The following is a 25,831-nucleotide window of genomic DNA, read 5'->3' as shown; positions in this document are numbered from 1 at the left end:
TTGCAGGCGATGCCCGGCAGAAGCGATGCCCGCTTTCCCGCCGGCCCTTAGAAGGGCGCTGCGTAGGGGCGGTCCCTCACGTGATCGTAGATGGCGCGGAGCCAGGGCTGACGGACCTGAGGCAGTCGCGCCAGGGTGTGGAGGAAGATCCCCCAGTCTGGCCGGAACGGACCGATCGGCAGCAGGGGCGGTGGATCGTCGCGGTAGACAATGTCGGGAATCGCGCGCCCTCCGGCAGCAGGAGCGCGGTCGCGAGGGGCTGCCAAGTATGTCCACACCTCGGCATCGAGTGAGACCACGTCCCCAGCGCCGGATTGCTGCCAGGTCTCGCCGGTGTGGGGATGCCGAAGAGCCAGAGCGATGGCGTCGGCAGCGACCGGCAGACCCGGTTCGGCCAAGGTCAGATGCTTGGAGGGTGTTCGCTGAGGAAGTAGGGCATCGAGCGGTCGACGGAAGATCTCGGCGAGGAGGCCGTCGGCAACAGTGACCCGGGTACCGGCCGAAACCGCCAGCACATGGGACAGGGCCGCGCCGACCGCGGCCGCCCACCGCGGGCTCCAAAAGCCTGCCGGCTCCACCGGCGGAGTGCCCGGCCAGCGTTCCCGCACATGCTCCCAGCCGACACTGTCAGGAACGAGATCTTGTCCAGGGAGTTCGCGCACGCCTCGTGGGTCCAGCCACACGGCCTGCCAGCACCCGCAATCATCGATGCGGGTGGCCACCTCGGCTCCGCACCGCGCGCAAGCCAGGTTCGGGCCGCTGCGCCCGTCTGGCCCGCAGCAGCCGCCGTCACAGCGCTCGGGGATCAGAACGGTTCCACGGATGTCGCCCGGCGCGATGACGATCGCGTCCCGTGGACCGTGGGACAGCGCGTAGACCGGCGCGTACACGCCGCGGGCCTGTACTTCTTCTGAACTGTGCTCGGCCCACGGTCGCCACGGCGGCCCGAAGGGCTCGGGGTTAACGGCGTAGGTGCCGGGTTCCATGAGGACGCCGATGAGGTCATGGCCGTACTTCTGGCCGGAGTGGACGGGGAGCGCTACCGGTGACAACGGCGCGGTCAGTACGGCGTCGCACCCTGCGCACGCGAAGATCGTCATGCGTTCTCCGTGCCTTCCGGACGCGATCTGTCGTGATGCGGTGTCGCGGTCAGCGCCTGGTAGGCGGTGGAGCGGCCGATCTTGAGGGTGCGGGCGGCTTCGGTCACCGAGACGCCGTCGCCGACCAGGCGGCGCAGGGTAGCGAGTTCGGCGGGGCCCAGAACTCGGGGACGACCCATCCTCTGCTTGCCGGGGAGCATCGCGCCCTCGCTCTGGCGTCGCTTGGCGGCCGCGATCCCCTCGGCCTGTCGCTCGGCGCGTAGCTCCAGCTCGTATTCGGCGGCTGCGGCCAGGACCGCGAACATGAAGCGCCCCTCCTTGGTGCCCAGGTCGAAGTTCTCGGTCAGGGACACGACCTTGACGCCGCGTTCGCGCAGGTCGTTGACGGTGGTCAGCACGTGCCCGGCCGAGCGGCCCCACCGGTCGGACTTCCAGAACTTGAGGGTGTCGCCGGGCCGCGGCCGCGACACGAGCGTCTGCCATTCGGGCCGGGCGACCCCGCGCTTGCCGGATTCCTTCTCCATCACCAGTTCGTCGTAGCCGCTGGCGTGCAGGGCATCGAGCTGGAGCTGAGGGTTCTGATCGCGGGTGGACACCCGCGCGTAGGCATAGACCCGGGCACTCGCATGAGAGGCTGGCTCGGTGAGCAGCACCTCGGGATACAGCTGCCTGTAGCGCTCGGCGTTGGCGCGCACATGCGCCCGCCCAGCCTCGTTCACCGTCACGCTCACCGGGACGCCGTCCGGGCCCTCTCGCTCCACCGTGATCCGCTCGGGGACGAACGCGGCACGGGCACCGCGCTGAGCCTGCAGGTACTCCACCGCCTCCAGAACACTGCGGTCGGCGTTGGTCGACTCCAGCTCGATCGAGTCCACCAGGGTGAACAAGGCCGAGCGGTGCGAGCGGTAGTGCTGATCCAGCAGCGGAAGGTAGTTGTTGCCGTGATGGGCCGACACCGCCTCGTGCGCCGCCGCCAGTGCGTCCACCCCGCCGCCTTGCTGGAGAGCCTTGAGCACCAGACGACCCGCCCGCTTGGCCACCTCCTCTTGAACGTCCTCCTGGCCGTCGTCGCCAGCAGCTACCCGCACGTTCGCCACGGCGCCCATGTCGTCGGCTCCGGGCTGCTCCGATTCGGAGGTGAAGGCCTCGCGTACACCGTCCAGGACGTCGCCGAACACGCCGAGCAGCCGCTCGGACTCGGCCCGATGCTTCTCCCGCAGGGCCTCCAATTGGTCACGACCCTTCTTGTGGATCGCGGCCATCCGCTTGCAGAACATCGTCACCACATCGTCACGGACTCCGCTGCGGACCGTGTGCAGCAGGCCGACGATCAGCGTCAGCCGCTTGTCCTCATCGATCACCTTGCGCAGGTCGGCGACGTCCGTCACCCGCGCCTCACCCGCAAAATGCGCGATCTTCGCAGGCGGAACGCCCTCCAGCCAAGCCTCGGTTGGGCCGAGCGCGTCCAGGTCCTGCAAGAACGCCAGCCGCCGCTTGAACTTACCCAGCGACGCGGCCTGGGCCACGTCCTTCAACCCATCGAAGTCACTGCGCCGCGTGACCGGATCAACCACCAGCAACCTGGCCAGCCTCGCCCGAGCGGCAGCATCGACCCGGCCCGCCACGAGCGTGAAGAAGCCGCGGTTCACCTCGGTCCGGATCGTCTTGGTCAATTCATCCAACGTCGTGTAACCGGGCAGCTCACACCGTGCCCGGACCAGTTCTTCCAACGCCACGTTGATCAGATCGGCTGGATTGTCCTTGGCCTGGGCCGCCTTGCGGATCGCCTCGGCGGCCACCGCCCTGACACCTTCCGGGTCGTAGTCCACACCCAGACGTGCACGGACGAAGCTACGGTGGCGCTTGGCCGACCGCTCCGCAGCCTCGGCCAGCACCATGTCGTCAGACAGCCCGACGACGGAACGCACGTGCTGGGTCACCACGGCCGGAACATCCGCCAGCTTGGGGAAGTAGCCCAGCCGCTGGTAGGCCTTCAACCACACCAGCAACGCCAGGAAATGCTGATCATCCTGTGTCTTACTGCGGGCCCACTCCATCTCGTCAGTGGACGGGGTGAACACCTCCGCCAGCTCTCGCGCCGCCACGGCACGTGCGAACCTCGGGTATGCCGTCCGGTCGATGGACGCCACCCGAAACCCCCGGAAACCGTCACAACTGGCGCGAACACCTAGACCCTACTGACCGTGATCAAACACGCGGCCCGTTTCTGCCGTATTCCGGTGGCACCCGTAAGGGTGACGTCGTCCCCGTGGCGGCGTGCGGCCGGGAGTTCCAGCGCTGGGGGGCGCTCCAGCGGCGCCTGCTCGCCTCTGCGCTCGACGCCGTCCGGGCAGGCGGTGTCGTCGCCTACGTGACCTGCTCGCCGCACCTGGCCGAGACCGGCGTCGTGGTCGCCGACGTGCTCAAGGGCCGGGACGACATTGAGACCCTCGATGCCCGCGCGTATCTGCCAGAGGTCGGAGGACTGGGCGTCGGCTCTTACGTGCAGCTCTTGCCCCACCGGCACAATACCCACGCCATTTTCCTGGCACTTCTCCAGAAAGGGTTTTGGCGCGGGGCCCTTGCCCTCACAGACGTTTGCCTCTAGCCTCCGTGAGCGTCGGGCGGATTGCGTAATCCTCCTACGTCTATGGAGTGCGTGTGCGACGTTTACTGGCTCTGTGCGTCCTGTCCACCATGCTCGTGGCGGCCCCGGCCCACGCGGAGACGCAGACGCTGTACGAGGCAGAGGACGCGACGCTGGTCAAGGCGGTCGTCTCCAACAGGTCGCCCGGCTACAGCGGCTCGGGCTTCGCCGACTACGACTCCACGACGGGCGCCTACGTCGAGTTCGCCGTCCCCGCCGACGCGCCCGCCGAGGTCGACCTGATCTTCAGGTACTCCAACGGCAGCACCGTCGATCGCCCGCTGGACGTCGCGGTGAACGGCGTCAAGATCGCCACCCGGCCCTTCTCGCCCTCCACCGACTGGGCCACCTGGCGCTCCACGACCGTGCGCGCCACCCTGAAGGCTGGCGCCAACACCGTACGCCTGACCACCACCATCGCGAACGGGCCCAACCTCGACAAGGTGACGGTGCGCCCAGTGGTGGAGGAGCCGGGCGGCACCGTGGTCACCTCGATGGCCGCCCTCACCGAGGCCATCACGACCGCGCAGCCCGGACAGCGCATCGTGCTGGCCAACGGAACCTACGCCGTCGACGCCGCCATCCCGATCGCCGGCAAGAGCGGCGTCACCATCGCCGCCCAGTCCGTCGGCGGCGTCACCCTCACCGGGTCCAGAACCTTCACCTTCAACAGCTCCGCGAATGTGGCCGTCGAGGGCTTCGTCTTCAAGCAGCGGACCGGCATCGTCGTCCCGTCGAACTCCACCGGCATCCGCATCGCCAGGAACACCTTCCAGCTCGCCGAGGTCGACGGCGCCGAGACCCACTTCCTGGACGTCCAGGGAGACGACGCGGAGGTGGCCAACAACCTGTTCGCGGGCAAGACAGAGCACGGCGTCTTCCTGCAGGTCGGCGGCGCGACGATGCCGCTGCGCGTGGCGATCAGGCGCAACCACTTCCGCGACAACACCTCCACCGTCAACGGCAGCGAGGGCATCAGGCTCGGCCTCGGCGCCCTCGGGCAGGTCTCGGCGCGCGCGGTGGTGGAGCACAACCTGTTCGAGAACGTCGTGGGCGACGACGAGGTGATCTCGGTGAAGGCCTCGGACTCCGTCGTACGGCACAACACCATCCGAGGCGGTGCCAAGGGTGTGCTGACGCTGCGCTTCGGCTCGCGCAACACCGTCGAGGGCAACCACATCATCGGCGGAGACAGGGGGATGCGCGTCTACGGCGCCGAGCACACCATCGTCAACAACCACATCCAGGGCGTGCGGCGGGACGGTGTCTACCTCGGAGCCGGTTACGACGCCATCCACGACGCGGCCGTCAGGGTCAAGGTGCTGCTCAACACCGTCGTGAACGCCGGTGGCGCGGCCATCTCCGCGCAGGGCGGCTCCAACCCCGCCACCTCCCCGCTGGTCGCCGACAACCTGTTCGCCCGCGCCTCCCAGGGAACGCTGATCTCGCTCGGCAACGCCGTCACCCCCACCGTGCGCGGCAACCTGTCGTGGGACACCGTCTCGGGCACCAACCCCAAGCTGGTCCAGGACGCCAACGGGATCCTTCGTCTCAGCTCCGGCAGCCCGGCCGTCAACGCGGCCAAGGGCGGCTACCCGGCCGTCTCGCGCGACCTGGACGGCCAGACCCGCCAGGGCGCCGCCGACGTGGGTTCCGACGAGTACGCGCCGGAGATCGGCCCCGGCCCGCTGACCGCCGCCCAGGTCGGCCCCAAGGCGGGCTAGCAAGTCGCCCTCAGCCTGCTCGGCGAGGTGCCCACCGGCAAGATCCGAACCACCACCCCCGACGGACGACTCGTCTTCCACATCTTCGCCGCCCTGGCCGAGTTCATCCGCGAGCTCATCGCCGCCGGCACTCACGAGGGCTTGGCCGCCGCGAAAGCCCGCGGCCGCACTGCGGGTCGAGCCGAGATAACGGGAGTTCCGGCCATGGGTGGATCTTGAGCGCTCTGACCTGCTGTAACGTCGAGAGGGTTCGAGCTCCGCCGTACGACTCGGGGCCTCGAATAACTGCCGGCCTCCGCTCAGCGCTTCCGCTCACCCAGGACGCAGAACTCGTTGCCCTCCGGGTCGAGGAGGGTCACCCAGTGCTGCTCGTCCTGCACGGTGTCGACGCGCCGGGCACCGAGGGAGAGCAGCCGGGCGACCTCGGCCTCCTGGTCCTCGGGGCGGAAGTCGGGGTGGAGCCGGTTCTTCGACGTCTTGCCCTCGGCGACAGGCACGAAGAGCAGCCCCGGCATCCGGTCCGGCTCAGGCCGGATCTCGATGATCTCCTCAGATTCGTCGACCACAACCCAGCCGAGAGCCTCGGCCCACCAGCGCCCGAGAGCGATAGGGTCGGCGGAGTCGACGATGATCTGTTCCCATTCCAGTGACATGGGCTTGAGCATAGACAGGACCGGTGGCCCGGCCCCGGAGGGGTCGAGCCGAGATAGGAGCAGAAGCGGCCAACGGTCGATCATGTTCGTGATCTCGGAAGTGGACTGGGCGAGTTTCGGAGTCCTGGAGTGCGAAATCTCGGAAGTACGGCCTGGAATCCACTTCCGAGATTGGCTCATCCCGGCTGGCCCCGCGTCGTACGGCGGAGCTCGAACCCCCTCGACGTTACAGCAGATCAGAGCGCTCAAGATCCACCCATGGCCGGAACTCCCGTTATCTCGGCTCGACCCGGCCAAGCGGCCTGCACGGGGCAGTGCGGTGCAGGCCTGGACCGCTACGGTGGCGCCCACCGCCGTCCGGGCACCGCCGAGGGAAGGGCCGCCGTGAGCGCCGTCGTGAACACCGTCACCGTGGGCACCGTTCACCAGCTGAAGGTCACCTTGCGCGGGGTCCGCCCGCCGGTCTGGCGGCGCGTCCACGTGCCGTCCACGGCCACCCTCGACCAGCTGCACGAGGTGATCCAGGTCGCGTTCGGCTGGGAGCAGCACCACCTGCACCTGTTGGCCCTGTCCTCCCGAAGCTCCGGCGAAGTGACAAGTAGCTCTCTGTAGCCGAGGTGGGTCGAGCGCCTCGGCGACGCCGATCGGCGCGCTGTCCCCGCTGTTCTGGACCCATGTCAACCCCTACGGCCGGTTCGAGCTCGACATGGGCAACCGGATCGACCTCCACTCGGCTGCGACCATCCCAGGCCAGCGGGCGGACGAACCGCGGCCGACGCCCGCCGGGGAGAGCGCGAAGCGGTGGTAGTACAGGGGTCTGGGTCGAAGCCATCTGCCGTGGCTTCGACCCAGACCCACTGGTCATGGCCGGGCGGTGAGGAGGGCCGGGCCGCCTCCGCCATGGCCATGTTCCCGGCGGGATTCGTGGCTTACTACCTGTCGACGGCGTCGGTCACACGCTGCCAGCTGTCCAGGTCTGCGATCCGTGCCTCCAAAGCGGGGCGCATGCCTGTCGCGCTGGAGGCGCCAAGGGCCAGGCGCAGCGGAGGGTTGGGGCTGTCGACCGCGGTCCGGATGCCTGCGGCGATCCGCGCCGCGGCGGAGAACGCGGACGCCGGCAGCTCTCCGATGCCCTTCTGAACCTCGCGGACGGTCTGGTCGTAGTCGCCCAGGCCGGCTGCGACATCGAGGTTGGCAAGGAAGGGGGTCGCGGTCAGTCCGGGCTGGATGATCGTGACCTTGATGCCGAGCGGTGCGACCTCGGCCGCGAGCGCGTCCGACAGCCCCTCGACCGCGTACTTGGTGGCGGCCAGCAGACCCACGCCGGGATGGGCGGACTGCCCGTAGACCGACGAGCCCTGGAGGATGTGCCCGGACCGCTGGGCGCGGAGCACCGGCAGCGTTGCGCGGAGCACGTTGAGCACTCCGAAGACATTGGTGTCGAACACGGCACGGACCTGCGTGTCGGATGCCTCCTCAACGGCTCCGAACAGTCCGTATCCCGCGTTGTTGGCCACGACGTCGATACGGCCGAACCGTGCGAGCGTGCCTTCCACTGCGTCCCGGACGGCTCGCTCGTCACGTACGTCCGCCTGGATGAGAAGCAGGCGTTCACCGTGCGCTTGCACCAGTTCGTCCAGGGAGGAGGTGTCGCGGGCGAGGGCCGAGACGGTGTCGCCGTTCTCCAGTGCCTGGAGCGTCAGTTCGCGGCCGATGCCGGACGTCGCGCCGGTGATCAGCCATGTGCGGAGGTGGGTCTGGTGGTTGGATGTCCCGTTCACGTTGCGACCGTAAGCCGTTAGGTCGCAACGAGTCAAGTCGGATCGGCTGAGGTGTTGCTCACTAGTTGGATTAGCACCGCTCACGCTGATGTACTGTGGGAGGATGATCACTGCGGCAGCCGGATCCCCCAAACCCAGCCCACGCACCGTCACGCCGACGGTGGAGACCGTTCTCGCGTTCGTGAACACGCGCGCGGACGGATCGGGTCGCCGAGAGTTGTTCGGGGACGGGGATTCGTTCGCGGCGTGGCTGGCGGAGCGCGACGAGTTCGGTGGCGAAACCGTGGTGACCGACGCTGACGCCGCGGTCGCGCGCGAGCTGCGTGATGCCCTGGTGACTGTGCTGCTCGCGCACTCGGGCGATGAGGAAGGTCTGGGTGAGCCGCTGCTGCGTGCCGAGCGGCACCTGCGACGTGTGGGTTCGCTCTACCCGCTGGCGACGGTGGTCACGGCCGGCGGTGTAGAGCTGGCCTCGCCGCAGGCGGGGGTGCCGCGCGTGTTCGGAACCGTACTGGCCGCGGTGACGACCTTCGCTCAGAGCAGCGACTGGGGGCGCATCAAGGCGTGCCGGAACCCCCCATGCCATTTCGGTTTCTTCGACCGCACCCGCAATGGGGGAGGGCTGTACTGCAGTCCCGGCTGCGGCTCCCAGGTGTCCATGCGCAAACACCGCCAGCGGCAGCGCCATGGCAGTGGTGCGCCGTCCGAGGCGTGAGATCACCCTTCCAGCGAGGAGGGTGATCATCCCCACCGGCAGGCGCAAGGGCCAGAACCCTGGCCTGGCCAGCATCTACCGGGCACTCGCCGAGCACGAGAAGCGCCAGGCGTATCCCGAAGCCGTCGAAGCGGCCCACGCCGACTTTGCCACCCTCCAGGCCGAAGGCAACGACCGGTCACTCTGAGCTACTTGTCACTTCGCCGGAGCTTCGGGAGGACAGGGCCCAGACGGCCGGGCTGGATGATCCCACCACCGCGCACGTCCTGCGCTACACGCTCGCCACGACCCTGGTCCGCGGCAAGACCGACCTAGTCCTGGTCGCCGAGATCCTTGGCCACGCCCGCCTGGAGACCACCCGCCGCTACAGCTTGCCGTCCGACAAGGACAAGGAAGACGCCCTCAGACTGATCACGGTTGGCCGCTGACCGCATGCCTGCCTGTCGAAATGGGGCTCCAAGATCGACTCATGGCCGGTTCTACCCGTATCTCGGCTGGACCCGAGGTAGGCGAGGGCGAGCTGGCGTAGCAACTCGTCATCCAGCAGGTATTTGGCCAGTTGGTCACTCCGAGCTCAACGGCCACAGGGTCGCGGAGGTCGATTCCCGCGCCAGGACCATCGGCTTGCCCCTCACGGTGCCCACGGCCAGCGAGTTGGTGGTGTCAGTGCCGATCAGGTCACCCACCTTTTCGCCGGTGCGCAGGTCCCATGCCTGAATCCCCTGTCGCTCCACGTCCGCGCCCTGGACGGTGGAGACGATCACCGGCGTCTGGCCGATCCGGGTGACCGCCACGACATTGGGCCAGGTGTCGCCCGGCGCGTCTATCTGGCGCAGCAGCTTCCGGCTCTTCAGGTCCCAGACCGCCAGATTGCTGGAGACGACGACCGGCCGCCCGTCCAGATCACCGACGGTGATGCCGTTGCCCGCTTCCCGGGCCAGCGGCTTGCCAAGCTGTTGCCCGGTCCGCAGGTCCCACAGCCTCAGAACGTTGTCGGAGCCGTCCAGGGAGACTGCCACGGGAGTGCCGCCGAGTTCGGTGACGGCCAGGGCGCGAACCTCATCGATCTGGCCAGAGATCGTGCGGATGGAGGTCCTCGCCTCCAGGTCCCACACGCGGATAGTGTGGTCGGCGCCACCGCTCAGCCCCACAGGCTTGCCGTCGAGCGTGCCGATCGCTACCGCGTGGACCCGCTTGGTGTGCCCCTCGAGTGCGGTGTCGTAGTGGGACCCGCCGACCCGCCACAGGCCGACCACCCCGTCAGCGTGGCCGGTGAGGGCGAAGTCCCCGGAGGCAGTCATGGAGACGATGTCAGCGACCTGGCTGGGGACGTGGGACAGCGACAGATGCCGGTCTTCGGCCACATCCCAGAAGGTCACCGCATTCTCTTCGGCCACCAGCGCCGTCTCCCCGGATAACGCCACGGCCACGGCGTCAGTGTCCCCGAGGTCGATGACGAGCCCACCCCGTGTCGAGGTCAGCAACACCACGACGGCGAGCATGGCGACGACCACCGCCGCCGTCGCCGAAGCCAGCCGCAGGCCCAGCCGCTTGCGGGGCGCGGGCTCGATCGGCCCTGAACTCGGGATGTCGTCCTCGGGTGGCTCCACGACGGCGATCGAATGTCCGACCTCCCCCAGAGACGCGCCGTCCCACGAAGCGCCCTCCGTCGACTCGCCCCCCAGCGGGGACAGGGCAGCTGCCTGGGGATCGTGACCGACCAAGGTCAGGACGACCTCGTGGGCCTCCGGGCGCCGCCGCGGGTCCTTGGCCAGCGCCCGGGCGACAAGCCCGCCCAGCGGCTCGCTCAACGGCGGCAACTCGGGCTCGTGGTGCAGGACCCGGTGCAGCACCGCAGGCACGTTGTCGGCGCCGAACATGACTCGCCCCGTGGCGGCGAACACCAGAGTGGCCGCCCAGGAGAACATGTCAGAGGCGGGCCCCACCTCCTGCCCGACGATCTGCTCGGGCGACATGTACGCGGGCGTGCCGACGATCATGCCCTGAGTGGACGCCGAAGCGTCGGACATCTTGGCGATGCCGAAGTCGATCACACGGACCCCGTCAGGGCCGAGCATCACATTCTGCGGCTTGAAATCACGGTGGACGACGCCCGCCCGGTGGATGGCGACCAACGCGGTAGCGGTACTCACGGCCAGCCGTTCCACAGCGCCGGCGTCGCGGGGGCCGTCACGTCGCACCAGCCGCTCCAGGGACTCGCCCTCTACGAGCTCACTGACGATGTAGGAGATTCCTTCGTGCACCCCCGCGTCCAGGACTCGCGCGGTGCAGAACTGGGCGACGCGGGCGGCCGCTTTGGCTTCCCGCAGGAAGCGCGCCGATGCGTCAGCATCGCTGCTGAGCCGCGTGTGCAGCAGCTTGACTGCGACATTCCGCCCAGCGGCGTCGGTGCCCTGGTAGACCGCGCCCTGGCCGCCCTCGCCGAGGCAGCCCAGAAGCCGGTAAGGCCCGACGCGCCGGGGCTCGCCTGAACGCAGGGGACGCAGGTGGGGCATGCCAGCTCCAGAAATGCGGCGAGAGGTGAGCGCCATCGTAGATCACCCTGAAACGGGATGTCGGAGGGCTCTGACACTGCAATCTCTGACGGCCCGCGCTGTGTGAGCGAGGCGGGCCAGCGTGATGCGCTGACCGCTGTGCGTTCGGCTCAGTTCCTTAGAAGGCCCTCAGCCCACATACGCCCAGAACCCACATTGAGTGGATCTTGGTTCGTGTTTCACCTGGTCAGGGCGCGGCCGGAATCCGCTGGGAAGGGGCCGCGGTCTCGGGGGGTTCCGGCTCGAACATGGGGGGATAAGTCCGGCGCGATAACGATCGATGCCGTGTTTCCGCAGGTCGGAGTGCCTGGTAAGTAGCTTTATGTCAACCCGCGCCCGGCCTGTCGGCTCCACGTCAAGATCGTGAATGTGGGTTCTGGGCGTATGTGGGCTGAACCCCCTGCAGGAGGTGCGGCGGTTTGAGGAAGCGATCACCGCTCACTAGGACGATCTGCAGATCTGCCGGGAGTTGGGGGACCGGCACGGCGAAGGCCAGGCGCTGAACAACCTGGGGATCGCCCTGCGGGAGGTGCGGCGGTTTGAGGAGGCGATCACCGCCCACCAGGACGCCGCCGTGATCTTCGCCGAGATGGGGGACACCTACAGCTTGGGTGTCGCCCGGGCCAATCTGGAGGACCTCCGGCAGCGTGATGAGGGGTGATCGGGTCGTCTTACCCGACAGTGCACTGATTCTGTCGGCCTTGGATCATCATCACGAAACGACTCCACCTGGTGCTCTGGTGGTGTGGATCCGTCATCGTGGAACGATGACGCCTTCTTCCCCCGATGATGGGGTGCCTCGGCGGCGACGGTGGGTCGGCTGGGTGCTGCTGGTGGCGGTACTGCTGCTGGTCGCTGGGGCGCTGGTGTTCTTTCTGGGCGACCCGGGGAAAATGCGGTGCGGGCGTGAGGCACGTCCCCCGCCTCTCCCCTCCAGTAGGCGAGGTTATGCCGGGCTCCCTGAGCCAGGCGGTGATCGCCACAGCGGAGGCGCTGCGCCGCCGCGGCATGACCGAGCGAATCTCGGACATCATCGGCGGCGCCATGCCTCTCCAGCCGCCAGACGAGGAGAAAGCGGCACGGCGGGAGACGATCAGCCAGGCCCACGACCCGGACGACAGCCTGGATCCCCGCGCAGATTCGGCAACGTCGTGACCCGGGATGAACACCTGACAGGTCGGCAGCACGGCGCCGACCCGTTGCGGTCCAAGCGATTCAGGATCGGCCGGCCGCGATGTGCCTAAGTCGGCATACGCACGGGACACCGGCCGCATTCTCACCTCTGGAGGAGACATGGTGCGAACGGGACTTCTGGACATCAGCCCGCTGCGGACGTCGCCAGCGTTCCGCCGACTTTGGATCGGCACGGCGGCGATCCGGTTCAGCGGACAGATGGCCGTGGTCGCAGTGCTCTATCAGGTGTGGGAGCTGACCCACAATCCACTGTGGACAGGCGCGATCGGGGTGGCGACGGCCGTTCCGACGACCGTGCTCGGCCTCTTCGGCGGAACGATCGCCGACACCTTCGACCGCCGCCCTGTGGTGTTGCTGACGAGCTTGGGCGCGATCGTCGCCGCGGCGTTGCTAGCTGTGCAGGCGATAGCCGGGATCGGGTCGGCGCCCCTGGTCCTGGCCCTGGTCGCCGTGCAAACGTCCTGCACCGCGCTGGGCTGGGCGTCGCGGCGGGCGTTCATCCCCACGCTGCTGCCGAAGTCCCAGGTCTCGGCCGGCGTGGCGCTCGACCTCCTCGCGTTCCAGGTGGCGATGCTGGGCGGCCCGGCACTGGCCGGTGTTCTGCTGGCTACCTGGGGTCCGACCTGGGTCTACGCCGTCGATGCCCTCGCGATTCTGCTATCGCTCTACGGGGTGGCCCGGCTGCCCTCGATGCGCCCCGAGGGCGGCTCGGCACGGGCCGGACTGCGCGCCACTGGCGCCGGAGTCGTTTTCCTCTGGCGACGCCCGGCACTGCGCGGGGTACTGGCGGCCGACCTGGCCGCGACCGTCCTCGCGATCCCGGTCGCGCTGTTCCCGATCATCAACCAGGAGCGGTTCGGCGGTGACCCGCACACCCTCGGCCTGTTCCTCACCGCGGTCGCGGTCGGCGGCACGGCGTCCGCGATGCTATCCGGCGCGGTTACCAACGCCACCCGGCCCGGCGCGGTGATGCTTGGCGCGGTCGGGATCTGGGGGCTGGCCATGGCTGGCTTCGGTCTGTTCGACAGCCTCGCCGGGACCCTGATCTGCCTGGCCATCGCGGGCGCCGCGGACAACGTGTCGGTGACATCGGGCGGAACGCTCGTGCAGCTGGAGACACCAGACGGATTCCGCGGCCGGATCAACTCGGCCCAGTACGCGGTCGGTGCTGGTGGACCAGGAATCGGCGACGCACGCGCCGGGCTCGTCGCCAGCCTGACGTCGGCGTCGGCCGCGGCCATCAGCGGTGGACTGGCGTGCGTGTTGGCGGTCGCCGTGATCGCGGTAACGCATCCCGCAATGCGGCGGTGGCGCCAGGACGCTGCTGTCAACCAGGAGGCTGTCAACCTCGGCTATTCATAGGCCTTGAGGAGATTCGAGACGAAGTGACCCGATAGACAACGAAGAGTGCCCCTGATCTGGAAGATTACGGATTGTCGCGCGCCTTCGGCGTTGGCACCAAACTCGATCACCGTGGTCAGCGTCTTGAGGAACCCCGACACGGTGGCGATCCGCGAGGCCAGCAGCGCCCGCATCTCACCGTCGGCATCGACGTCGGGCGGCGGTACCATCTCCGTCACCGCCGCGACGGCCTCGGACCGGTCGAGGTGGCGCTCATCGCGCACCGCCCGGCGTGGTGGCCGGTGACGTCGACGGGGCGGCTTCGTCGCTCGAGCTCGCGTCCTCGAGCACCCGACGAAACGCGGGGTGAGCGGCCGGGGTTTCGTCGCGGCGGCCGCCGAAGGCCTTCACACGACGGAACGCGGGGGCGGTCATCGGGGTGTGGTCGACGATCGAGGGACCGCGGGCGCTGTTCGACCGCGCCGTGGTGCACATGCTGCGCGAAGGCATTCTGCTGCCCGCGAGGATCACCACGCTGACCCGGCTGATCAGCGAGGTACGCCGGGCCGAACACGCGCGGCTGTATCGCACGCTGGCCGAGCGCGCCGGCCCGCAGCTGCGGGCGCGGCTGGCCGAACTGCTGCAGGTGCCTGCCGATCGGCGGGTCTCGGAGCTGGAGCGGCTGCGCACCGCGCCGACGCGCGCCTCGGGCCGGGTGATGGTGGCGGAGTTGCATCGGGTGGCCGAGATCGGCGGGCTGGGGGCCGGGGCGGTGGTCACCGAGCCGGTGCCGGCGGTGAAGCTGACCGCGCTGGCCCGTTACGGCCTGGCCTCCAAGGCGCCGACGCTGCGGGATCTGGAAGGCGATCGGCAGGCGGCCACGCTGCTGGCCACGGTGCGGCACCTGGAGACTTCCTCAGTTGACGACGCCCTCGATGTGCTGGACTTGTTGATCACCTCCAACCTGCTGGCCCGGGCGGAGCGGGCGGGCAAGGCCGAGCAGCTGCGTACCTTCCCCAGGCTGCGCAAGGCGGCGCGCACGATGGCCTCGGCGGTGGAGGTGCTGATGTCGGCCCCGGAGGCGACCGAGGATCGGCTGGTGTCGCTGGTGGAGGTGTGGAAGGCGATCGAGGAGGTGGTGCCGCGCGAGAAGCTGGCCTCGGCGGTGGAGACGGTCGCGGCCTTCGTGCCCACGACCGACGATGACGCGGCCGCCGAATGGCGGGCCGAACTGGTCAAGCGCTACCGCACTGTGCAGGGCTTCATTGAGCTGCTGCTGGAGGTGATCCGTTTCCGCGCGGTCGAGGCCGGCACCGGTGTGCTGGCCATGGTGCGCGCCGCGGCGGCGATGGCCAAGAGCCGCCGCCGCTACAGCCCCGGCGACATCACCGCGCATGATGCGTTGATCACCGGGTCGTGGCGGCCGCTGGTCTACCGCAACCCCGACGTCCCGGAGGGGCAGATCGACAAGGCCGCGTTCGTCCTGTGCGCGGTCATGCACCTGCATCACGCGCTGCGCCGACGCGATGTGTTCGCCGAAGGATCCGAGCGCTGGAGCGACCCGCGCGCCCGGCTCCTGGACGGGGATGCGTGGCAGCAGGCACGGCCGCGCATCCTCACCTCGCTGGAGCTGGAGGTCGAACCGGCCGGGCACCTGGCCGAGCTCGCCGGCGCGCTGGAGGGCGCCTACACGCGGGTGCTGGACGGGCTCGGCGCCAACACCGCGGTGCAGTTCGTCGGCGGCCGGCTGCAGCTGGAAAAGCTCGGTGCGGCCGAGGAGCCGCCGCTGATGAAGGAGTTGCGGAGCCTGGTCGACGGCATGCTGCCCCGGCTGGACTTCCCCGAGCTGCTGCTGGAGGTCTTCGACCGCACCGGCCTGCCGGACGATTTCACTCACATCTCCGGTGCCGATGCGTCGATGGAGGACTTCGGGGTCAGCCTGGCCGCGCTGATCGTGGCCGAGGCGTGCAACGTCGGCCTGGTGCCGATCGAGAAGCCGAACGTGCCCGCGCTGACCCGGGCCCGGCTGCTGCAGGTCGACCAGGGCTACCTGCGTGGCGAGACGATCGCGGCGGCCAACGCCCGCCTGATTGCCGCCCAGGCCGAACTCGACATCGTCGCCTGCTGGGGCGGCGGGCACATCGCCTCGGCCGATGGGCTGCGCTTCGTGGTGCCGGTGCAGAACTTGCACACCGGCCACAACCCCGTCTACTTCGGCCGTCAGCGCGGCGCGACCTGGCTGAACGTGGTCAACGATCAGGTGATGGGCATCGGCGGGCTGGTGGTGCCGGGCACGCTGCGCGACTCGTTGTTCATCCTGGACGCCATCCACAATCTGGATGGCGGTCCCAAGCCGGAGACGGTGGTCACCGACACCGCCAGCTATTCCGACATCGTCTCGGGCCTGTTCGCGATCTGCGGTTACCAGTTCTCCCCGCGCATCGCCGATCTGGCCGACACCCGGCTGTGGCGTACCAACACCCGCGCCGTCTACGGGCCCCTGGAGCACATGTCCCGCCATACCGTGCGGCTGGACAAGATCCGCGCGCACTGGGGCGACATGCTGCGGGTGGCGGGCTCGCTGACGATGGGCACGGTGCGCGCCTACGACCTGATCCGGATGTTGTCGGCCGATGGCCGGACCACCGGCCTGGGCGAGGCGTTCGCCCACTACGGCCGTATCTTCAAGACGCTGCATCTTCTGCAGTTCATCGCCGACGAAGGCTATCGGCGGATGATCGGCACCCAGTTGAACGTGCAGGAGGCCCGCCACCGGCTGGCGCGGAAGATCGCCTTCGGCAACCGGGGCCAGCTGCGCCAGCGCTACCGCGAGGGCCTGGAGGACCAGCTGGGCAGTCTGGGTCTGGCGTTGAACGCGGTCATCTGGTGGAACAGCCTGTATCTGGACGCTACCGTCAAGCACCTGCGCGAGCAGGGGTTCCCGGTGACCGATGAGATGTGCGCGCGGCTGTCACCGATCCAATACGACCACATCAACTTCCTGGGCCGCTACGCCTTCTCCCGCGCCGACGTCGCCGGGGGCTTGCGTCCCTTCCATGACGGTACTCACCAAAGCGCCTGAGCCTGGGCAGGGCCGTGGAGCAGGCGATGGGCAGGCCCAGCCCCGGGCGTGCTCCGGCCGCCGGGAAAGTCAGGCACCGACGCCGGGACCGGCGTCCTCGGCCAGCACCCGATAGACGCTGGCCAGCGACGGGTGGCGGCCCTTGTTCTTGCCGGTGGGGATGACCAGCTTGGCCGCGATCTCCGGCACAGACACGCCCCGGGCGCGCAGGCTGCGGGCGTAGGCCGTCATGTCGTCGTCGAACACCTTCGGGCGGCCGCCGTGGCGTCCGCGCTCGCGTGCCGAGGCCTGGCCCTCCAAGGACTTCTCCCGGATGTACTCGCGTTCGGATTCGGCCATCCCGGCGAAGAACGCGAACAGCGCCGCCCCGTGCCCGCTCGGGTCGTACACGCCCTGCAGCGGGCCGGTGAGCAGTTCCAGCTGGATGTCGGCCCGCCGCAACTGTTCGGCGATGGTCAGCAGTTCGGCCGCGCCTCGCCCCAGGCGCTTCATCTCATGCACCGTGAAGATCACCCGCTGATGCGGAACCGCCTGCTTGATGGTGCGGGCGAAGTCCATCGCCTTGGCGAACTCCGGCCGCATCTTCACGCGCGTGCTGATCTTCTCCGAGAAGATCGGCTCACACCCCGCCTGGTGCAGGGCGTCAATCTGGCTCTGCAGTTCCTGTTGCGCGGTACTGCACCGGGCGTAACCGACCCGGGTGGGCTTGGCCCCCGCCTGGGTGGCATCGGCGTCGGCGGCCTCACGGGAGGGGCCCGCCGCCCATGGCCGGCCGGGACCGCGGTCGACGGGCGTCTTCACCTCCAGCTCCGCTCGCAGTTGCGGCACCAGCATGAAGCGCGGCGTGTGGTACTTCGGCGCGACCTTCCCGCCCCGCGTCCGGCAGGCGCTTCCCGCCGGTGCCTTGCACGTCGGACAACCGAAGTTCTCGACCAGGGCCGCCGGACCGGCAAGTCATTCATGTCGCAGAACCTACCGTGCGCGTCGTTGTGAGAACACGGTTTTGCGAGAGGTTATGAGAACGACGGGCCAGGACAAACCGGACACCGTCCGGCGGGTCAGCGCGGCGTGTCAGAACTCCTCATTTCTGAGAACGCGACAGGTGGTTCAGCCGCGGGGCGCGTACATGATCACCAGGACGCCGGCCAGGCAGACCAGCGCGCCGATGACATCCCAGCGATCGGGCCGGAAGCCGTCGACGACCATCCCCCAGGCCAGCGATCCGGCGACGAACACGCCGCCGTAGGCGGCCAGGATGCGGCCGAAGTTCGCATCCGGCTGCAGTGTGGCGACGAACCCGTACAACCCCAGGGCGATGACGCCGGTACCGATCCAGACCAGGCCGCGCTGCTCGCGCACGCCTTGCCAGATCAGCCAGACTCCGCCGATCTCGGCGAGCGCGGCCAGGACGAACAACACCAGGGAGCGGACGATCGTCATGGCAGGTAGTACAACGCATCCCGGCAACCGGCTCGTCGCCGGGCCGCCGGGGCTGGTGCAGCGTGGCGGGTGTTCAGCATCCGCAACTGTTCCGGCCGCATCCGCAGCTTCCGGCCGCGGCGGACCCGCCGACCCCGCGCGAGACGCGACGGCGGTGCAGCCACCACATGCCCGCCGCGGCGGCGACCAGTAGCCCGGAGGTGGCCAGCAGCGTCTGTTCGGCCAGCGCGGCGCCGGCGCCCGTGAGCAGTCCGGCGCCGATCAGCACCGGCAACGCGCAGCAGGCGGCGCACGCCAGTACGGCCAGGGCCGCGGTGACCTTGCTGCGTAGCGGTGGCCCGCCGCCGTCGGTGTCCGGGTCGCCCGCCGCTCCAGGCTGTCGGCCGGGAGCAGAAAGGGTCACCGGGACGGGCCCGGCGGAGGCGCGATGGTCATGGTGGGCGCTCACAGCGGTCAGTTCTCCTCGGGGGTACGGCTCGTGGCCAGGTCGGCAAACGGCAGCGGGCAGTCAGGGCAGGTGCAGTTGGTCAGGCTGTCGCAACCGGCGCTGACCACCGCGCTGAGCGCGCTCCGGATGGTGGTCAGGTCGGCGATCCGCGCGTCCACCTCGGCGATCTTTTCCTGGGCGCGCTCGCGCAGGTCCGGGGTGGGGTGACCGCGCCGGCCGGTGTCGATCAGCTCGGCCACCTCCTCCAGGGTGAAGCCGAGCCGCTGCGCCGCTTTGATCACCGTCAGCAGGGTGACGGTCTCGGGTGGGTAGGCGCGGTGCCCGCCCGGGCTGCGCGCCGGTTCGGCGATCAGCCCGCGCCGCTCGTAGTAGCGCAGCGTCTGCAGGTTGACGCCGGCCTGCGCGGCCACCTGCCCGCTGCGCAAGTATGGCCTGCCTGAGTCCTGGAGCTCGATGTGCTGTCTCACGCCGGCCGCCCCGCCCCGACGCTCGCGCGGCTGCCGTCGAAGGCCAGCCCGGCCTCGGCCCAGTCGGCCTTGCCTCCGGCGTAGACGCGCACGTCGGCGTAGCCGAGCCGGGCGAACGCAGCAGCGGCGATCTTTGAACGGTTGCAGTACGGGCCCGAGCAGTAGACCACCACCGTGGCCCCCCGATCAGGGGCGACCTGCGCAGCCAGCTCGGCTGACACCTGGCCGGGCACGTTGCGGGCACCGGGCAGGTGCTCGGCGGCGAAGGCGGCGGCCGGCAGCGCCTCCACCAGTTGCACGGTCCCGGCCTCCAAGAGTACGAGCAGGTCCTCGCGGTTGATGCGGTTCACCATCGTCTCCGGACTCAACGGGCGACCGCAGCGACCGCCCGGCCCTCCAGCGCATCCAGCACCTCGACGTGCTGCGCCGGCACCGTCACCTCCAGCGCCAGGCTGCCGTCGGCGATGGCGAGGGTGAAGGTGAAGAAGGAGCAGCAGCCGTTCTCCCGGGCGGCCAGCTCTGCCGTACGGGCGGCGTTGTCCGGGCTGAAGACGAGCTCCAGCCGCAGCCGGGTGTGGTCGGGCCGTGCCACGCCCTGCACCGCCTCGGCGAACAAGGTGTCGAACTCGACCACGCGCAGTGGCTGCTCAGCGGTAGGCAGCGTGCAGGCGGAAGGGGCCCATCCCAGGTCAAGGGCAACGTTCTGTGTCATACCTCGACGGTAAACCTGTACCTAGGTACCTAATGCAAGCCCCTGGTGGCGTAGCGCCAAAATCCGGTCCGGTCCTCCCCGAAGGCCTACTGGGGCATGCTGGAGTCATGACTGGTGATCAGGTAGCCGCCGCAGTCCGTGCATTGATCAATCGGTACGACCCCGAGGGTCTGTTGGGCATGGGGGCTCCTGAGGACGAATATGACCCCGAGGTGGGTGATCTCGCCACTCTCGTCTGCGGTGGAGACGAGATCACTGCTGATGCTGTCGGCTTCGTCTGGAACCGATGGTTCAACGATGTCTCCGATTGGTGCACCCGGCAGCCTGAGCAGGTTCGTGAGGTCGCGGCCGCGCTGGAGAAACTTCGTGGCCAACGACAGCGCTCGGATCTTCCCTGAGCAGGCGGTTTGCTGGCTCGCCTGTTCAACTCTCGCGAGTCGTCATTCCGGTAGGGGTTGATGGTGACGTTCCGTGATCTCCTGCGGCGTAGCGGCTCCATGCTCCAGCGCCTTCCCGAAGGAGCCGGGCGGTGGTCTTGTCGTGGTAGCCGAGGGCGTCGGCGACGACAGGGGCAGGCATCTCCAGGAGTTGCTGCCGGACGGCGGCGCCGCGGCCCGCGGCCGCTGGGATGCCGATCTCTCTGAGAGGGCGGTTCGCGAGTTGATGCCCGAACTGTCGCAGCGTGATCGGGTGGATCTGCGGCGTTACGGCCGGTCGGCGGGCTTGGGTGTGCTGGGATGGCCGGGTGAGCGAGCGCAAGCCGTACCCGAGCGACTTATCCGACGACCGGTGGGCGTTGATTGAGCCGGTGATCACGGCGTGGAAGGCCGCGCACCCGTCGGTCAGCGGCCACCAGGGTGGCTACGCGATGAGGGAGAGCGTCAACGCGATCCTCTACCAGGGCCGGACCGGCTGTCAGTGGGACTTCCTGCCGCACGACCTGCCGCCCCGCAGCGCGGTGTACGACTACTTCGCCAAGTGGCGCGACGACGGTACCGACCAGACGATCCATGACCTGCTGCGCTGGCACGCGCGGGAGAAACGGGGCCGATTAGCCGACCCGAGCCTGGTCGTGTTGGACACCCAGAGTGTGCACGCGGCGGCCGGGGTACCGGCATCCACGACGGGCAAGGACGCGGGTAAGCGGGTGCCCGGGCGCAAGCGCGGCCTGACCGTGGACATGCTGGGCCTGGTCATCGCGGTGGTGGTGTTGGCCGCCTCCGCACACGAGAACGCCGCCGGAATCGCGCTGCTGGACCGGGTCGCCGCCCAGACCGACACCGTGCGCACGGCGCTGGTCGACCAGGGATTCAAGAACGCGGTCGTCGCCCACGGCGCCACGCTCGGCATCGACGTGGAGATCGTCGAACGCAACCCTGCCGGCAAGGGATTCGTCCCCCAGCCCAAGCGATGGGTCGTCGAGCAGACCTATGGCATCCTCGCCCTGCATCGTCGCCTGGTCCGCGACTACGAGCACCGCCCCGCCAGCTCCGAATCGCGCGTGTACTGGGCGATGAGCGACGTGATGGCCAGGCGGCTGACCAGCGCCTTCACCTCATCCTGGCGCAGCGTATGACCGGCCACGAGCTGAGCAGGCCGCTGCTGGACAAGATCGACGCGCGAGGCGCTCCTGGCCCGCGAGGCCGAGCAGACACAGGCCCGGATCGACGAACTCTCCGCAACCTGCGCGAACTCGACGAGGCGATCGATCATCTACGGATCACCCGCACGACCCTTCTCTCGCTCGCTGACGAGGACGACGCAGAACCGGTCGCACCGCCTCCCGCGCTGCCAGACCACCCCGCCTACCAGCAGATTCTGGCCGTCTTCGCCGACGTCGGCGGCCCCCTGCGCGCTCGCGACCTGTGCGAGGCTCTGGACCTGCCCATTGTGTCGAAGAACACCGAAAACATCCGTTCCAAACTCAAACGCCTGGTCAGCCGCGGCATCCTCGTCGAGACCGAACCGGGATTGTTCACTCAGCCGCGCCCATAGCCCGGCAGCGACTCTCCGACCAGCGCGCCTCACCCAACCCCAGCGACGAAAAGGACGTCAACTCGCGAACCGCCCTCTGAGAAGCGCAGACAAATGGTCGGGGCGGCAGGGCTGGCCTGCTCGCGGCGCAGCGGGAGCAGTTGAATGTCTGGGAGAAGCCCGCGCAGGTGGCGCAGATTGCGGCGCCGTCGCAGCTTCGACGTCCAGGAAGCGCGCGGGCCTGGCCGCATTCGGGACAGGTGCCCCGGGTTCGGAGCGAGCGATCGGCGCAGGGCCGGCAGATGTAGCCGTCCGGCCAACGTCCGGATTTGGGACCGCAGCGGCAGCACTCGGCGTGCCACCGCTCGTGCTGCTTCTCGTTTGCGTAGGTGCGGGTCATGCGTCGGGGAGGATGCGCGCCCGCCGTGGCCGGAGCTTCTCGATTCCGGCGGGCGGGGTGGCAGGTCGCTGGTGGCGGTCTTGCGGACGCCGGCGTTCTCGGCGGTGGTGGCGACCAGGTCGGCCGGGGTGCAGGAGAGGATGTCGCAGAGCGCGGACAGTCGACCTGGAGGGCGTCAACACCTGGGGTTTCGACGGGTTGCGCCGAGTGGACGCCGATCTCGTGCTCTCCCGACCTTTTTGCGATCGCTGAGGTCACCCGATGCGTCGATCGACGAGATTGCGGCGCGATCGACGCCGGATCACGGTCCTGGGTAGGCTCATTCCGCCGGCGGGTGTTCGAGTTCGTCGCTGAGCAGGTGGGCCCGCCAGGTCAGCGCCATCCGCGCGGTCGGCGTCCCGACACAGCAGATCAGTTCACCACCGATCGCGCCCAGGCCATCCCATCGCTCCTGCACCGGCTCCCGCGAGCCGCTCTTCGGTAACGATCGGCCCCTGCTGACCGGCGCTCCTCAGACCGACTGAGGCCTCGTTGCGGACACCGTCTCCAACGAGGCCGCCCAGGTCAGAGGCTCCGCAACGATCAGCGGCTCAAGATAACGGTCGCTTATGAAACAGCTCTGCCGGTTCACGGACGAATGTTGATCTCACGGGCGGCTTCGCACGCTTGGCCGCCCGCGAGCGTCGTTCAGCCGACGGGCGGCCGCAGTGATGGCCTGGGTCAGATAGTCGGCATGCTTCGCGGGCACGAGCCGGCCGGCGCCCCCGGCGGGCACCTTACGCCCGCCGAGCCGGTTCATCTCCCGTGTGCGCCCAGCGCCTGGATGGTCTCGACTGCCTGACCGAGACCGAGGTCGCGCACGGCTCGTGTAAGCATTTACTTTCCATCGTCGGATCGTCCATCACACGTCAATTGACGGTCCCTAGCTTCGTCGACGTGCCGCTGATCAGCGGGCGCGAAGGTGGAGGCGATGAGGGAATTGCAGTCCTCGGAGTACGGGCGGATCGTCGAAAAGGCTCTGGTCGGAGCGGGACGTCGTGATTGGGAGGTGATAGGGGGCGATTACTGGTGCCAGGTCGAGCCCTCCGGCCACCTGAATCGGCTGCAGGGCTGGAAAATCCACGTGTCCGCGCGGGCCGACAACGCGGTGGCAGTGCTGGAGGCCGCGGCCGGAGTGCTGGTCGGAGAATCGTGCCCGTTCAAGTTCGTGGTCTCTCCTGACCGGCTCGCCCGGTCGTTGTCGAGGGAGAACGATCGCGCGTTCAGCGGGAAGTTCATCACGGCGTACCCGGACGACGACGAGCAGTTCGTCCGTCTTCTTGAGGTCCTTCATCAGGCGACCAGAGGGCTGCCCGGGCCGCAGATCCTTTCCGATCGCCGGTACCGCGATGGCATCGTGCAGTACCGCTACGGCTCGTTCGCCAGCGTGCGCATGCTCGGCGACAACGGCGTCCATCGCGACATGCTCGTCGCTCCGGACGGGTCGCTGGTTCCGGACCTCCGGGTGGCGTGGTTCGCGCCTCCGCCGTGGGCGCGGGATCCGGTGGTGGCGCGGGAGGAGGTCGTGGCCGACATCGAGCCGTTGATCGGTCGCTATCGCGTCACCGGGGCCATCCGGCATTCCAACAAAGGTGGCGTCTTCCGGGCGGTCGCCGAGGACACCGGTCAGCGAGTGATCATCAAGCAGGGCCGTCCGCACATCGATGTCAACGTTCACGGCGACGTGCGCGACCTGCTTCGCAACGAAGCCGAGATGCTCACCAGGCTGACTCCGTCGGGACTCGTCCCACGGTTCGTGGAGATGTTCGAGCTGGAGGATCACCTTTTCCTCGTCGAGGAAGAGATCCCCTGGCGATCACTCCAGGACTGGGTGGCGGGGGCCAAGGGCGGGCGGCTGCCGGACGAACGTGTGGTCGAGGTGGCTCACGCCGCTGTCGAGCTGGTGGCCGAGATCCACCGTGCGGGTGTGGTGATCCGCGATCTGACTCCCGCCAACGTGCTGCTCAGTGACGCGGGGGAGCTGCGTCTCATCGATCTGGAGGCGGCGACCGTAGCAGGCAGTGAGGCGGTGCGGCTCGGCACGCCCGGTTACGCCGCTCCGGAGACCGCGGGTGAGGTTCCACCTCCCGCTGACCAGGCCGGGGACCTGTTCGGCCTGGGCGCGGTGCTGGCGTTCGCCGCGTTGCGGCAAGATCCCCTCCTGGTCGCCGATGACCGTCCGACAGACGGCCGGATGGCGGCTTGGCTGAAGCAGGCGGCGTCGTGGCATCCCTCCGCGGGCCTTCTCGCTCCGTTGATCTGCGGGCTCATGAAGGACGATCCCGCAGCGCGCTGGTCCTTGAACCGTGCACGCCGCTTCCTGAACGCGTCCGCGGCGCGGGATGCTCCGGCGTCGGCCATTTCGACTCCCGATGCCGACGCGATGATTCGCTCCTCGCTGGAGCATCTGCTGGACACGATGGCCCCGCGCGAGTCGTGGCTGTGGCCGGCCGAACCCGGGCTGGACCACGCCGACCCCGCTCTCGTGCAGTGGGGAGCCGGCGGCGGCCTGTCCGCTCTCGCCGCCGCCTGGGCTGTGCGCGATCAGGTGGAAGTGGACCAAGGGCGGCTGCTGGAGGCGATGCGCCACGGCTGTCGCTGGCTCGATCGCTACCTGGACACGGTCTCGCGCGTCATCCCCGGCCTGTACGTGGGTCACGCGGGCGTCGCCTGGACCGCGTGGGAGGTGGCCACCGTCGTCGGTGACCAGCGGGTCGCCGACAGAGCGCTACGGCTCGCGCGCCGCCTGCCCATGCGCTGGCCCATTCCCGATGTGGTGCACGGCCTGGCCGGCGGCGGACTGGCGTTGGTCCACCTGTGGCGAAGAACGGGTCAGGCCGAGCTCTCGCACCGTGGCCAGATCCTCGCCGACGGCCTGGTCGAGTCGGCCCAGCCGATCAAGGATGCGGTCTGCTGGCCGCTCACGGTCGATGTCGCCTCGGAACTGGAGAAGGGCTCCTATCTGGGGTTCGCGCACGGCAACGCGGGAGTCGGGGCCTTTCTCGTCGCGGCCGCGGCGGCCTGGAACCGGCCCGACTATCTGGAGACCGCCGTCGCCGCGGCCGACCTGCTCGTGACCACCGCCCAGATCGACGGCGAGGCGGCCTGGTGGAGCGACCGGCTGGACCGCCAAGATCGGCGCCTGCCCAACTGGTGCCACGGTTCCTCCGGCATCGGAACCTTTCTCCTGCGCCTGTGGCGTGCCACCGGCCGGGACGTCTATCTCGATCTCGCGCGAAAAGCCGCCGTCGCCGTGCGAGAAGACACCGCGCGTTCCTGTCCGGGGGCGTGCCACGGGCTGGCGGCGGAGGGACACTTCCTCCTCGATCTCGCCGACGTCCTGGAGGAGGAGAAGTACCGCGCGTGGGCCGGTGAACACGCCACCGGGCTGGCCGTACGCTCCGTCGAACGAGATGGACGCCACCTGATCGGGGACGCCTCCGGCCGTCAGGTGAGCGCCGGCTACGCCGGCGGACTCGCCGGATCCCTGAGCTTCCTTCTTCGCCTGCGACACGGGGGAGCGCGCCCGTTCATGCCGGACGGGCCTCACTGACCCACG

General features: G+C 69.0%; 27 protein-coding genes and 1 pseudogene. 15 read left to right on the top strand and 13 right to left on the bottom strand.

What is annotated here, in order from left to right:
- Positions 1-47: 47 nt before the first annotated feature.
- Entirely contained in the window at positions 48-1,100 is a 1,053-nt protein-coding gene (locus ABZX22_RS14575; protein WP_354908544.1) for a hypothetical protein, read from the bottom strand.
- A complete protein-coding gene (locus tag ABZX22_RS14570; RefSeq protein WP_354908542.1) occupies positions 1,097-3,250 on the bottom strand; it encodes a recombinase family protein in 2,154 nt (717 codons plus the stop codon). The genes ABZX22_RS14575 and ABZX22_RS14570 overlap by 4 nt, the downstream gene beginning before the upstream one ends.
- Here ABZX22_RS14570 and ABZX22_RS14565 point away from each other — a divergent pair.
- The 3 genes and pseudogenes from ABZX22_RS14565 to ABZX22_RS14555 form a co-directional block, all read left to right on the top strand.
- Positions 3,226-3,708 carry a hypothetical protein gene (locus ABZX22_RS14565; protein ID WP_354908539.1) on the top strand — a complete coding sequence of 161 codons (483 nt, stop codon included), beginning with the start codon at positions 3,226-3,228 and terminating at the stop codon, positions 3,706-3,708. The genes ABZX22_RS14570 and ABZX22_RS14565 overlap by 25 nt on opposite strands.
- 53 nt (positions 3,709-3,761) lie before the next feature.
- Positions 3,762-5,471, top strand: a complete 1,710-nt coding sequence (locus ABZX22_RS14560; RefSeq protein WP_354908536.1) for a chondroitinase-B domain-containing protein — start codon at positions 3,762-3,764, stop codon at positions 5,469-5,471.
- Between the two features lie 42 nt (positions 5,472-5,513).
- Positions 5,514-5,651 (top strand): annotated as a pseudogene (locus ABZX22_RS14555) (recombinase family protein); the annotation flags it as partial.
- 119 nt (positions 5,652-5,770) lie between these two features.
- Here ABZX22_RS14555 and ABZX22_RS14550 read toward each other — a convergent pair.
- Positions 5,771-6,124: a VOC family protein gene (locus ABZX22_RS14550; protein WP_354908535.1), complete on the bottom strand. Its 354-nt coding sequence runs from the start codon at positions 6,122-6,124 to the stop codon at positions 5,771-5,773.
- Between the two features lie 384 nt (positions 6,125-6,508).
- Here ABZX22_RS14550 and ABZX22_RS14545 point away from each other — a divergent pair, with 384 nt between their 5' ends.
- The gene (locus tag ABZX22_RS14545) at positions 6,509-6,736 is read left to right on the top strand and encodes a plasmid pRiA4b ORF-3 family protein (RefSeq protein ID WP_354908533.1); all 228 of its coding nucleotides are present in this window, start codon (positions 6,509-6,511) and stop codon (positions 6,734-6,736) included.
- 320 nt (positions 6,737-7,056) lie between these two features.
- Here the strand turns inward: ABZX22_RS14545 and ABZX22_RS14540 are convergent, their stop codons facing one another.
- Positions 7,057-8,016, bottom strand: coding sequence for an SDR family NAD(P)-dependent oxidoreductase (locus tag ABZX22_RS14540; protein WP_354908532.1), 960 nt, complete (start codon positions 8,014-8,016; stop codon positions 7,057-7,059).
- Here ABZX22_RS14540 and ABZX22_RS14535 point away from each other — a divergent pair.
- From ABZX22_RS14535 to ABZX22_RS14525, 3 genes are read left to right on the top strand one after another with little or no spacing between them, the layout of a single operon-like run.
- Entirely contained in the window at positions 8,009-8,620 is a 612-nt protein-coding gene (locus ABZX22_RS14535; protein ID WP_354908530.1) for a CGNR zinc finger domain-containing protein, read from the top strand. The two genes, ABZX22_RS14540 and ABZX22_RS14535, sit on opposite strands and share 8 nt — an antisense overlap.
- 22 nt (positions 8,621-8,642) lie before the next feature.
- Positions 8,643-8,807 (top strand): hypothetical protein, encoded by a 165-nt coding sequence (locus tag ABZX22_RS14530; protein ID WP_354908527.1) that lies wholly within the window; start codon positions 8,643-8,645, stop codon positions 8,805-8,807.
- Positions 8,767-9,048: a tyrosine-type recombinase/integrase gene (locus tag ABZX22_RS14525; protein ID WP_354908525.1), complete on the top strand. Its 282-nt coding sequence runs from the start codon at positions 8,767-8,769 to the stop codon at positions 9,046-9,048. The genes ABZX22_RS14530 and ABZX22_RS14525 overlap by 41 nt, the downstream gene beginning before the upstream one ends.
- Before the next feature lie 135 nt (positions 9,049-9,183).
- Here ABZX22_RS14525 and ABZX22_RS14520 read toward each other — a convergent pair whose 3' ends face one another.
- Complete coding sequence (locus tag ABZX22_RS14520) at positions 9,184-11,136, bottom strand: serine/threonine-protein kinase (RefSeq protein ID WP_354908523.1); 1,953 nt, start codon at positions 11,134-11,136, stop codon at positions 9,184-9,186.
- A gap of 508 nt (positions 11,137-11,644) precedes the next feature.
- On the opposite strand from ABZX22_RS14520, the gene ABZX22_RS14515 reads away from it, so the two are divergent.
- The 3 genes from ABZX22_RS14515 (at position 11,645) to ABZX22_RS14505 (ending at position 13,731) form a co-directional block, all read left to right on the top strand.
- Complete coding sequence (locus ABZX22_RS14515) at positions 11,645-11,836, top strand: hypothetical protein (RefSeq protein WP_354908521.1); 192 nt, start codon at positions 11,645-11,647, stop codon at positions 11,834-11,836.
- 287 nt (positions 11,837-12,123) lie between these two features.
- Complete coding sequence (locus ABZX22_RS14510) at positions 12,124-12,330, top strand: hypothetical protein (RefSeq protein WP_354908519.1); 207 nt, start codon at positions 12,124-12,126, stop codon at positions 12,328-12,330.
- Between the two features lie 138 nt (positions 12,331-12,468).
- Positions 12,469-13,731, top strand: coding sequence for an MFS transporter (locus ABZX22_RS14505; protein WP_354908516.1), 1,263 nt, complete (start codon positions 12,469-12,471; stop codon positions 13,729-13,731).
- Here ABZX22_RS14505 and ABZX22_RS14500 read toward each other — a convergent pair.
- Positions 13,722-13,994: a hypothetical protein gene (locus tag ABZX22_RS14500; protein ID WP_354908514.1), complete on the bottom strand. Its 273-nt coding sequence runs from the start codon at positions 13,992-13,994 to the stop codon at positions 13,722-13,724. The genes ABZX22_RS14505 and ABZX22_RS14500 overlap by 10 nt on opposite strands.
- 155 nt (positions 13,995-14,149) lie before the next feature.
- On the opposite strand from ABZX22_RS14500, the gene ABZX22_RS14495 reads away from it, so the two are divergent.
- Positions 14,150-16,792 carry a Tn3 family transposase gene (locus ABZX22_RS14495; RefSeq protein ID WP_354908512.1) on the top strand — a complete coding sequence of 881 codons (2,643 nt, stop codon included), beginning with the start codon at positions 14,150-14,152 and terminating at the stop codon, positions 16,790-16,792.
- Positions 16,793-16,861: 69 nt separating this feature from the next.
- Here the strand turns inward: ABZX22_RS14495 and ABZX22_RS14490 are convergent, their stop codons facing one another.
- The 6 genes from ABZX22_RS14490 to ABZX22_RS14465 all read right to left on the bottom strand — a co-directional run bounded on the left by ABZX22_RS14490 (position 16,862) and on the right by ABZX22_RS14465 (position 19,859).
- Positions 16,862-17,626: a recombinase family protein gene (locus tag ABZX22_RS14490; protein ID WP_354908509.1), complete on the bottom strand. Its 765-nt coding sequence runs from the start codon at positions 17,624-17,626 to the stop codon at positions 16,862-16,864.
- A gap of 273 nt (positions 17,627-17,899) precedes the next feature.
- Entirely contained in the window at positions 17,900-18,232 is a 333-nt protein-coding gene (locus ABZX22_RS14485) for a YnfA family protein (protein ID WP_354908507.1), read from the bottom strand.
- Positions 18,233-18,305: 73 nt separating this feature from the next.
- Positions 18,306-18,680 (bottom strand): hypothetical protein, encoded by a 375-nt coding sequence (locus tag ABZX22_RS14480; protein ID WP_354908505.1) that lies wholly within the window; start codon positions 18,678-18,680, stop codon positions 18,306-18,308.
- Between the two features lie 5 nt (positions 18,681-18,685).
- On the bottom strand, positions 18,686-19,147 hold the full coding sequence (locus tag ABZX22_RS14475; RefSeq protein WP_354908503.1) for a MerR family transcriptional regulator: 462 nt from the start codon (positions 19,145-19,147) through the stop codon (positions 18,686-18,688).
- Positions 19,144-19,500 (bottom strand): rhodanese-like domain-containing protein, encoded by a 357-nt coding sequence (locus tag ABZX22_RS14470; protein ID WP_354908500.1) that lies wholly within the window; start codon positions 19,498-19,500, stop codon positions 19,144-19,146. Before ABZX22_RS14470 ends, ABZX22_RS14475 begins: the two co-directional genes overlap by 4 nt.
- A gap of 11 nt (positions 19,501-19,511) precedes the next feature.
- Positions 19,512-19,859: a hypothetical protein gene (locus ABZX22_RS14465; RefSeq protein WP_354908498.1), complete on the bottom strand. Its 348-nt coding sequence runs from the start codon at positions 19,857-19,859 to the stop codon at positions 19,512-19,514.
- Positions 19,860-19,966: 107 nt separating this feature from the next.
- Here ABZX22_RS14465 and ABZX22_RS14460 point away from each other — a divergent pair, with 107 nt between their 5' ends.
- The 3 genes from ABZX22_RS14460 (at position 19,967) to ABZX22_RS14450 (ending at position 21,854) form a co-directional block, all read left to right on the top strand.
- Positions 19,967-20,257, top strand: a complete 291-nt coding sequence (locus ABZX22_RS14460; RefSeq protein WP_354908495.1) for a hypothetical protein — start codon at positions 19,967-19,969, stop codon at positions 20,255-20,257.
- A gap of 347 nt (positions 20,258-20,604) precedes the next feature.
- Positions 20,605-21,435 carry an IS5 family transposase gene (locus ABZX22_RS14455; RefSeq protein ID WP_354908493.1) on the top strand — a complete coding sequence of 277 codons (831 nt, stop codon included), beginning with the start codon at positions 20,605-20,607 and terminating at the stop codon, positions 21,433-21,435.
- Complete coding sequence (locus ABZX22_RS14450; RefSeq protein WP_354908490.1) at positions 21,432-21,854, top strand: hypothetical protein; 423 nt, start codon at positions 21,432-21,434, stop codon at positions 21,852-21,854. Before ABZX22_RS14455 ends, ABZX22_RS14450 begins: the two co-directional genes overlap by 4 nt.
- 698 nt (positions 21,855-22,552) lie before the next feature.
- Here ABZX22_RS14450 and ABZX22_RS14445 read toward each other — a convergent pair.
- Positions 22,553-22,690 carry a hypothetical protein gene (locus tag ABZX22_RS14445; protein WP_354908489.1) on the bottom strand — a complete coding sequence of 46 codons (138 nt, stop codon included), beginning with the start codon at positions 22,688-22,690 and terminating at the stop codon, positions 22,553-22,555.
- 513 nt (positions 22,691-23,203) lie between these two features.
- Between ABZX22_RS14445 and lanL the strand changes: the two genes are divergently transcribed.
- The gene (gene lanL, locus ABZX22_RS14440) at positions 23,204-25,825 is read left to right on the top strand and encodes a class IV lanthionine synthetase LanL (RefSeq protein WP_354908486.1); all 2,622 of its coding nucleotides are present in this window, start codon (positions 23,204-23,206) and stop codon (positions 25,823-25,825) included.
- The last annotated feature ends 6 nt before the right edge of the window (positions 25,826-25,831 follow it).

It is taken from the genome of Nonomuraea sp. NPDC003804, assembly GCF_040610675.1.
Classification (GTDB): domain Bacteria; phylum Actinomycetota; class Actinomycetes; order Streptosporangiales; family Streptosporangiaceae; genus Nonomuraea.
Note: the sequence above shows the minus strand (reverse complement) of the source record. Positions and strands in the feature narration are given on the sequence as shown.

What these genes read in the sequence shown, in the direction of transcription:
- ABZX22_RS14565 (WP_354908539.1), top strand. Translation starts at nt 3,226, where the DNA reads ATGCCGTCCGGTCGATGGACGCCACCCGAAACCCCCGGAAACCGTCAC.
- ABZX22_RS14505 (WP_354908516.1), top strand. Translation starts at nt 12,469, where the DNA reads ATGGTGCGAACGGGACTTCTGGACATCAGCCCGCTGCGGACGTCGCCA.
- ABZX22_RS14535 (WP_354908530.1), top strand. Translation starts at nt 8,009, where the DNA reads ATGATCACTGCGGCAGCCGGATCCCCCAAACCCAGCCCACGCACCGTC.
- ABZX22_RS14550 (WP_354908535.1), bottom strand. Translation starts at nt 6,124, where the DNA reads ATGTCACTGGAATGGGAACAGATCATCGTCGACTCCGCCGACCCTATC.
- ABZX22_RS14490 (WP_354908509.1), bottom strand. Translation starts at nt 17,626, where the DNA reads ATGCTGGTGCCGCAACTGCGAGCGGAGCTGGAGGTGAAGACGCCCGTC.
- ABZX22_RS14450 (WP_354908490.1), top strand. Translation starts at nt 21,432, where the DNA reads ATGACCGGCCACGAGCTGAGCAGGCCGCTGCTGGACAAGATCGACGCG.
- ABZX22_RS14485 (WP_354908507.1), bottom strand. Translation starts at nt 18,232, where the DNA reads ATGACGATCGTCCGCTCCCTGGTGTTGTTCGTCCTGGCCGCGCTCGCC.
- ABZX22_RS14575 (WP_354908544.1), bottom strand. Translation starts at nt 1,100, where the DNA reads ATGACGATCTTCGCGTGCGCAGGGTGCGACGCCGTACTGACCGCGCCG.
- ABZX22_RS14465 (WP_354908498.1), bottom strand. Translation starts at nt 19,859, where the DNA reads ATGACACAGAACGTTGCCCTTGACCTGGGATGGGCCCCTTCCGCCTGC.
- ABZX22_RS14510 (WP_354908519.1), top strand. Translation starts at nt 12,124, where the DNA reads ATGCCGGGCTCCCTGAGCCAGGCGGTGATCGCCACAGCGGAGGCGCTG.
- ABZX22_RS14460 (WP_354908495.1), top strand. Translation starts at nt 19,967, where the DNA reads ATGACTGGTGATCAGGTAGCCGCCGCAGTCCGTGCATTGATCAATCGG.
- lanL (WP_354908486.1), top strand. Translation starts at nt 23,204, where the DNA reads ATGAGGGAATTGCAGTCCTCGGAGTACGGGCGGATCGTCGAAAAGGCT.
- ABZX22_RS14520 (WP_354908523.1), bottom strand. Translation starts at nt 11,136, where the DNA reads ATGCCCCACCTGCGTCCCCTGCGTTCAGGCGAGCCCCGGCGCGTCGGG.
- ABZX22_RS14470 (WP_354908500.1), bottom strand. Translation starts at nt 19,500, where the DNA reads ATGGTGAACCGCATCAACCGCGAGGACCTGCTCGTACTCTTGGAGGCC.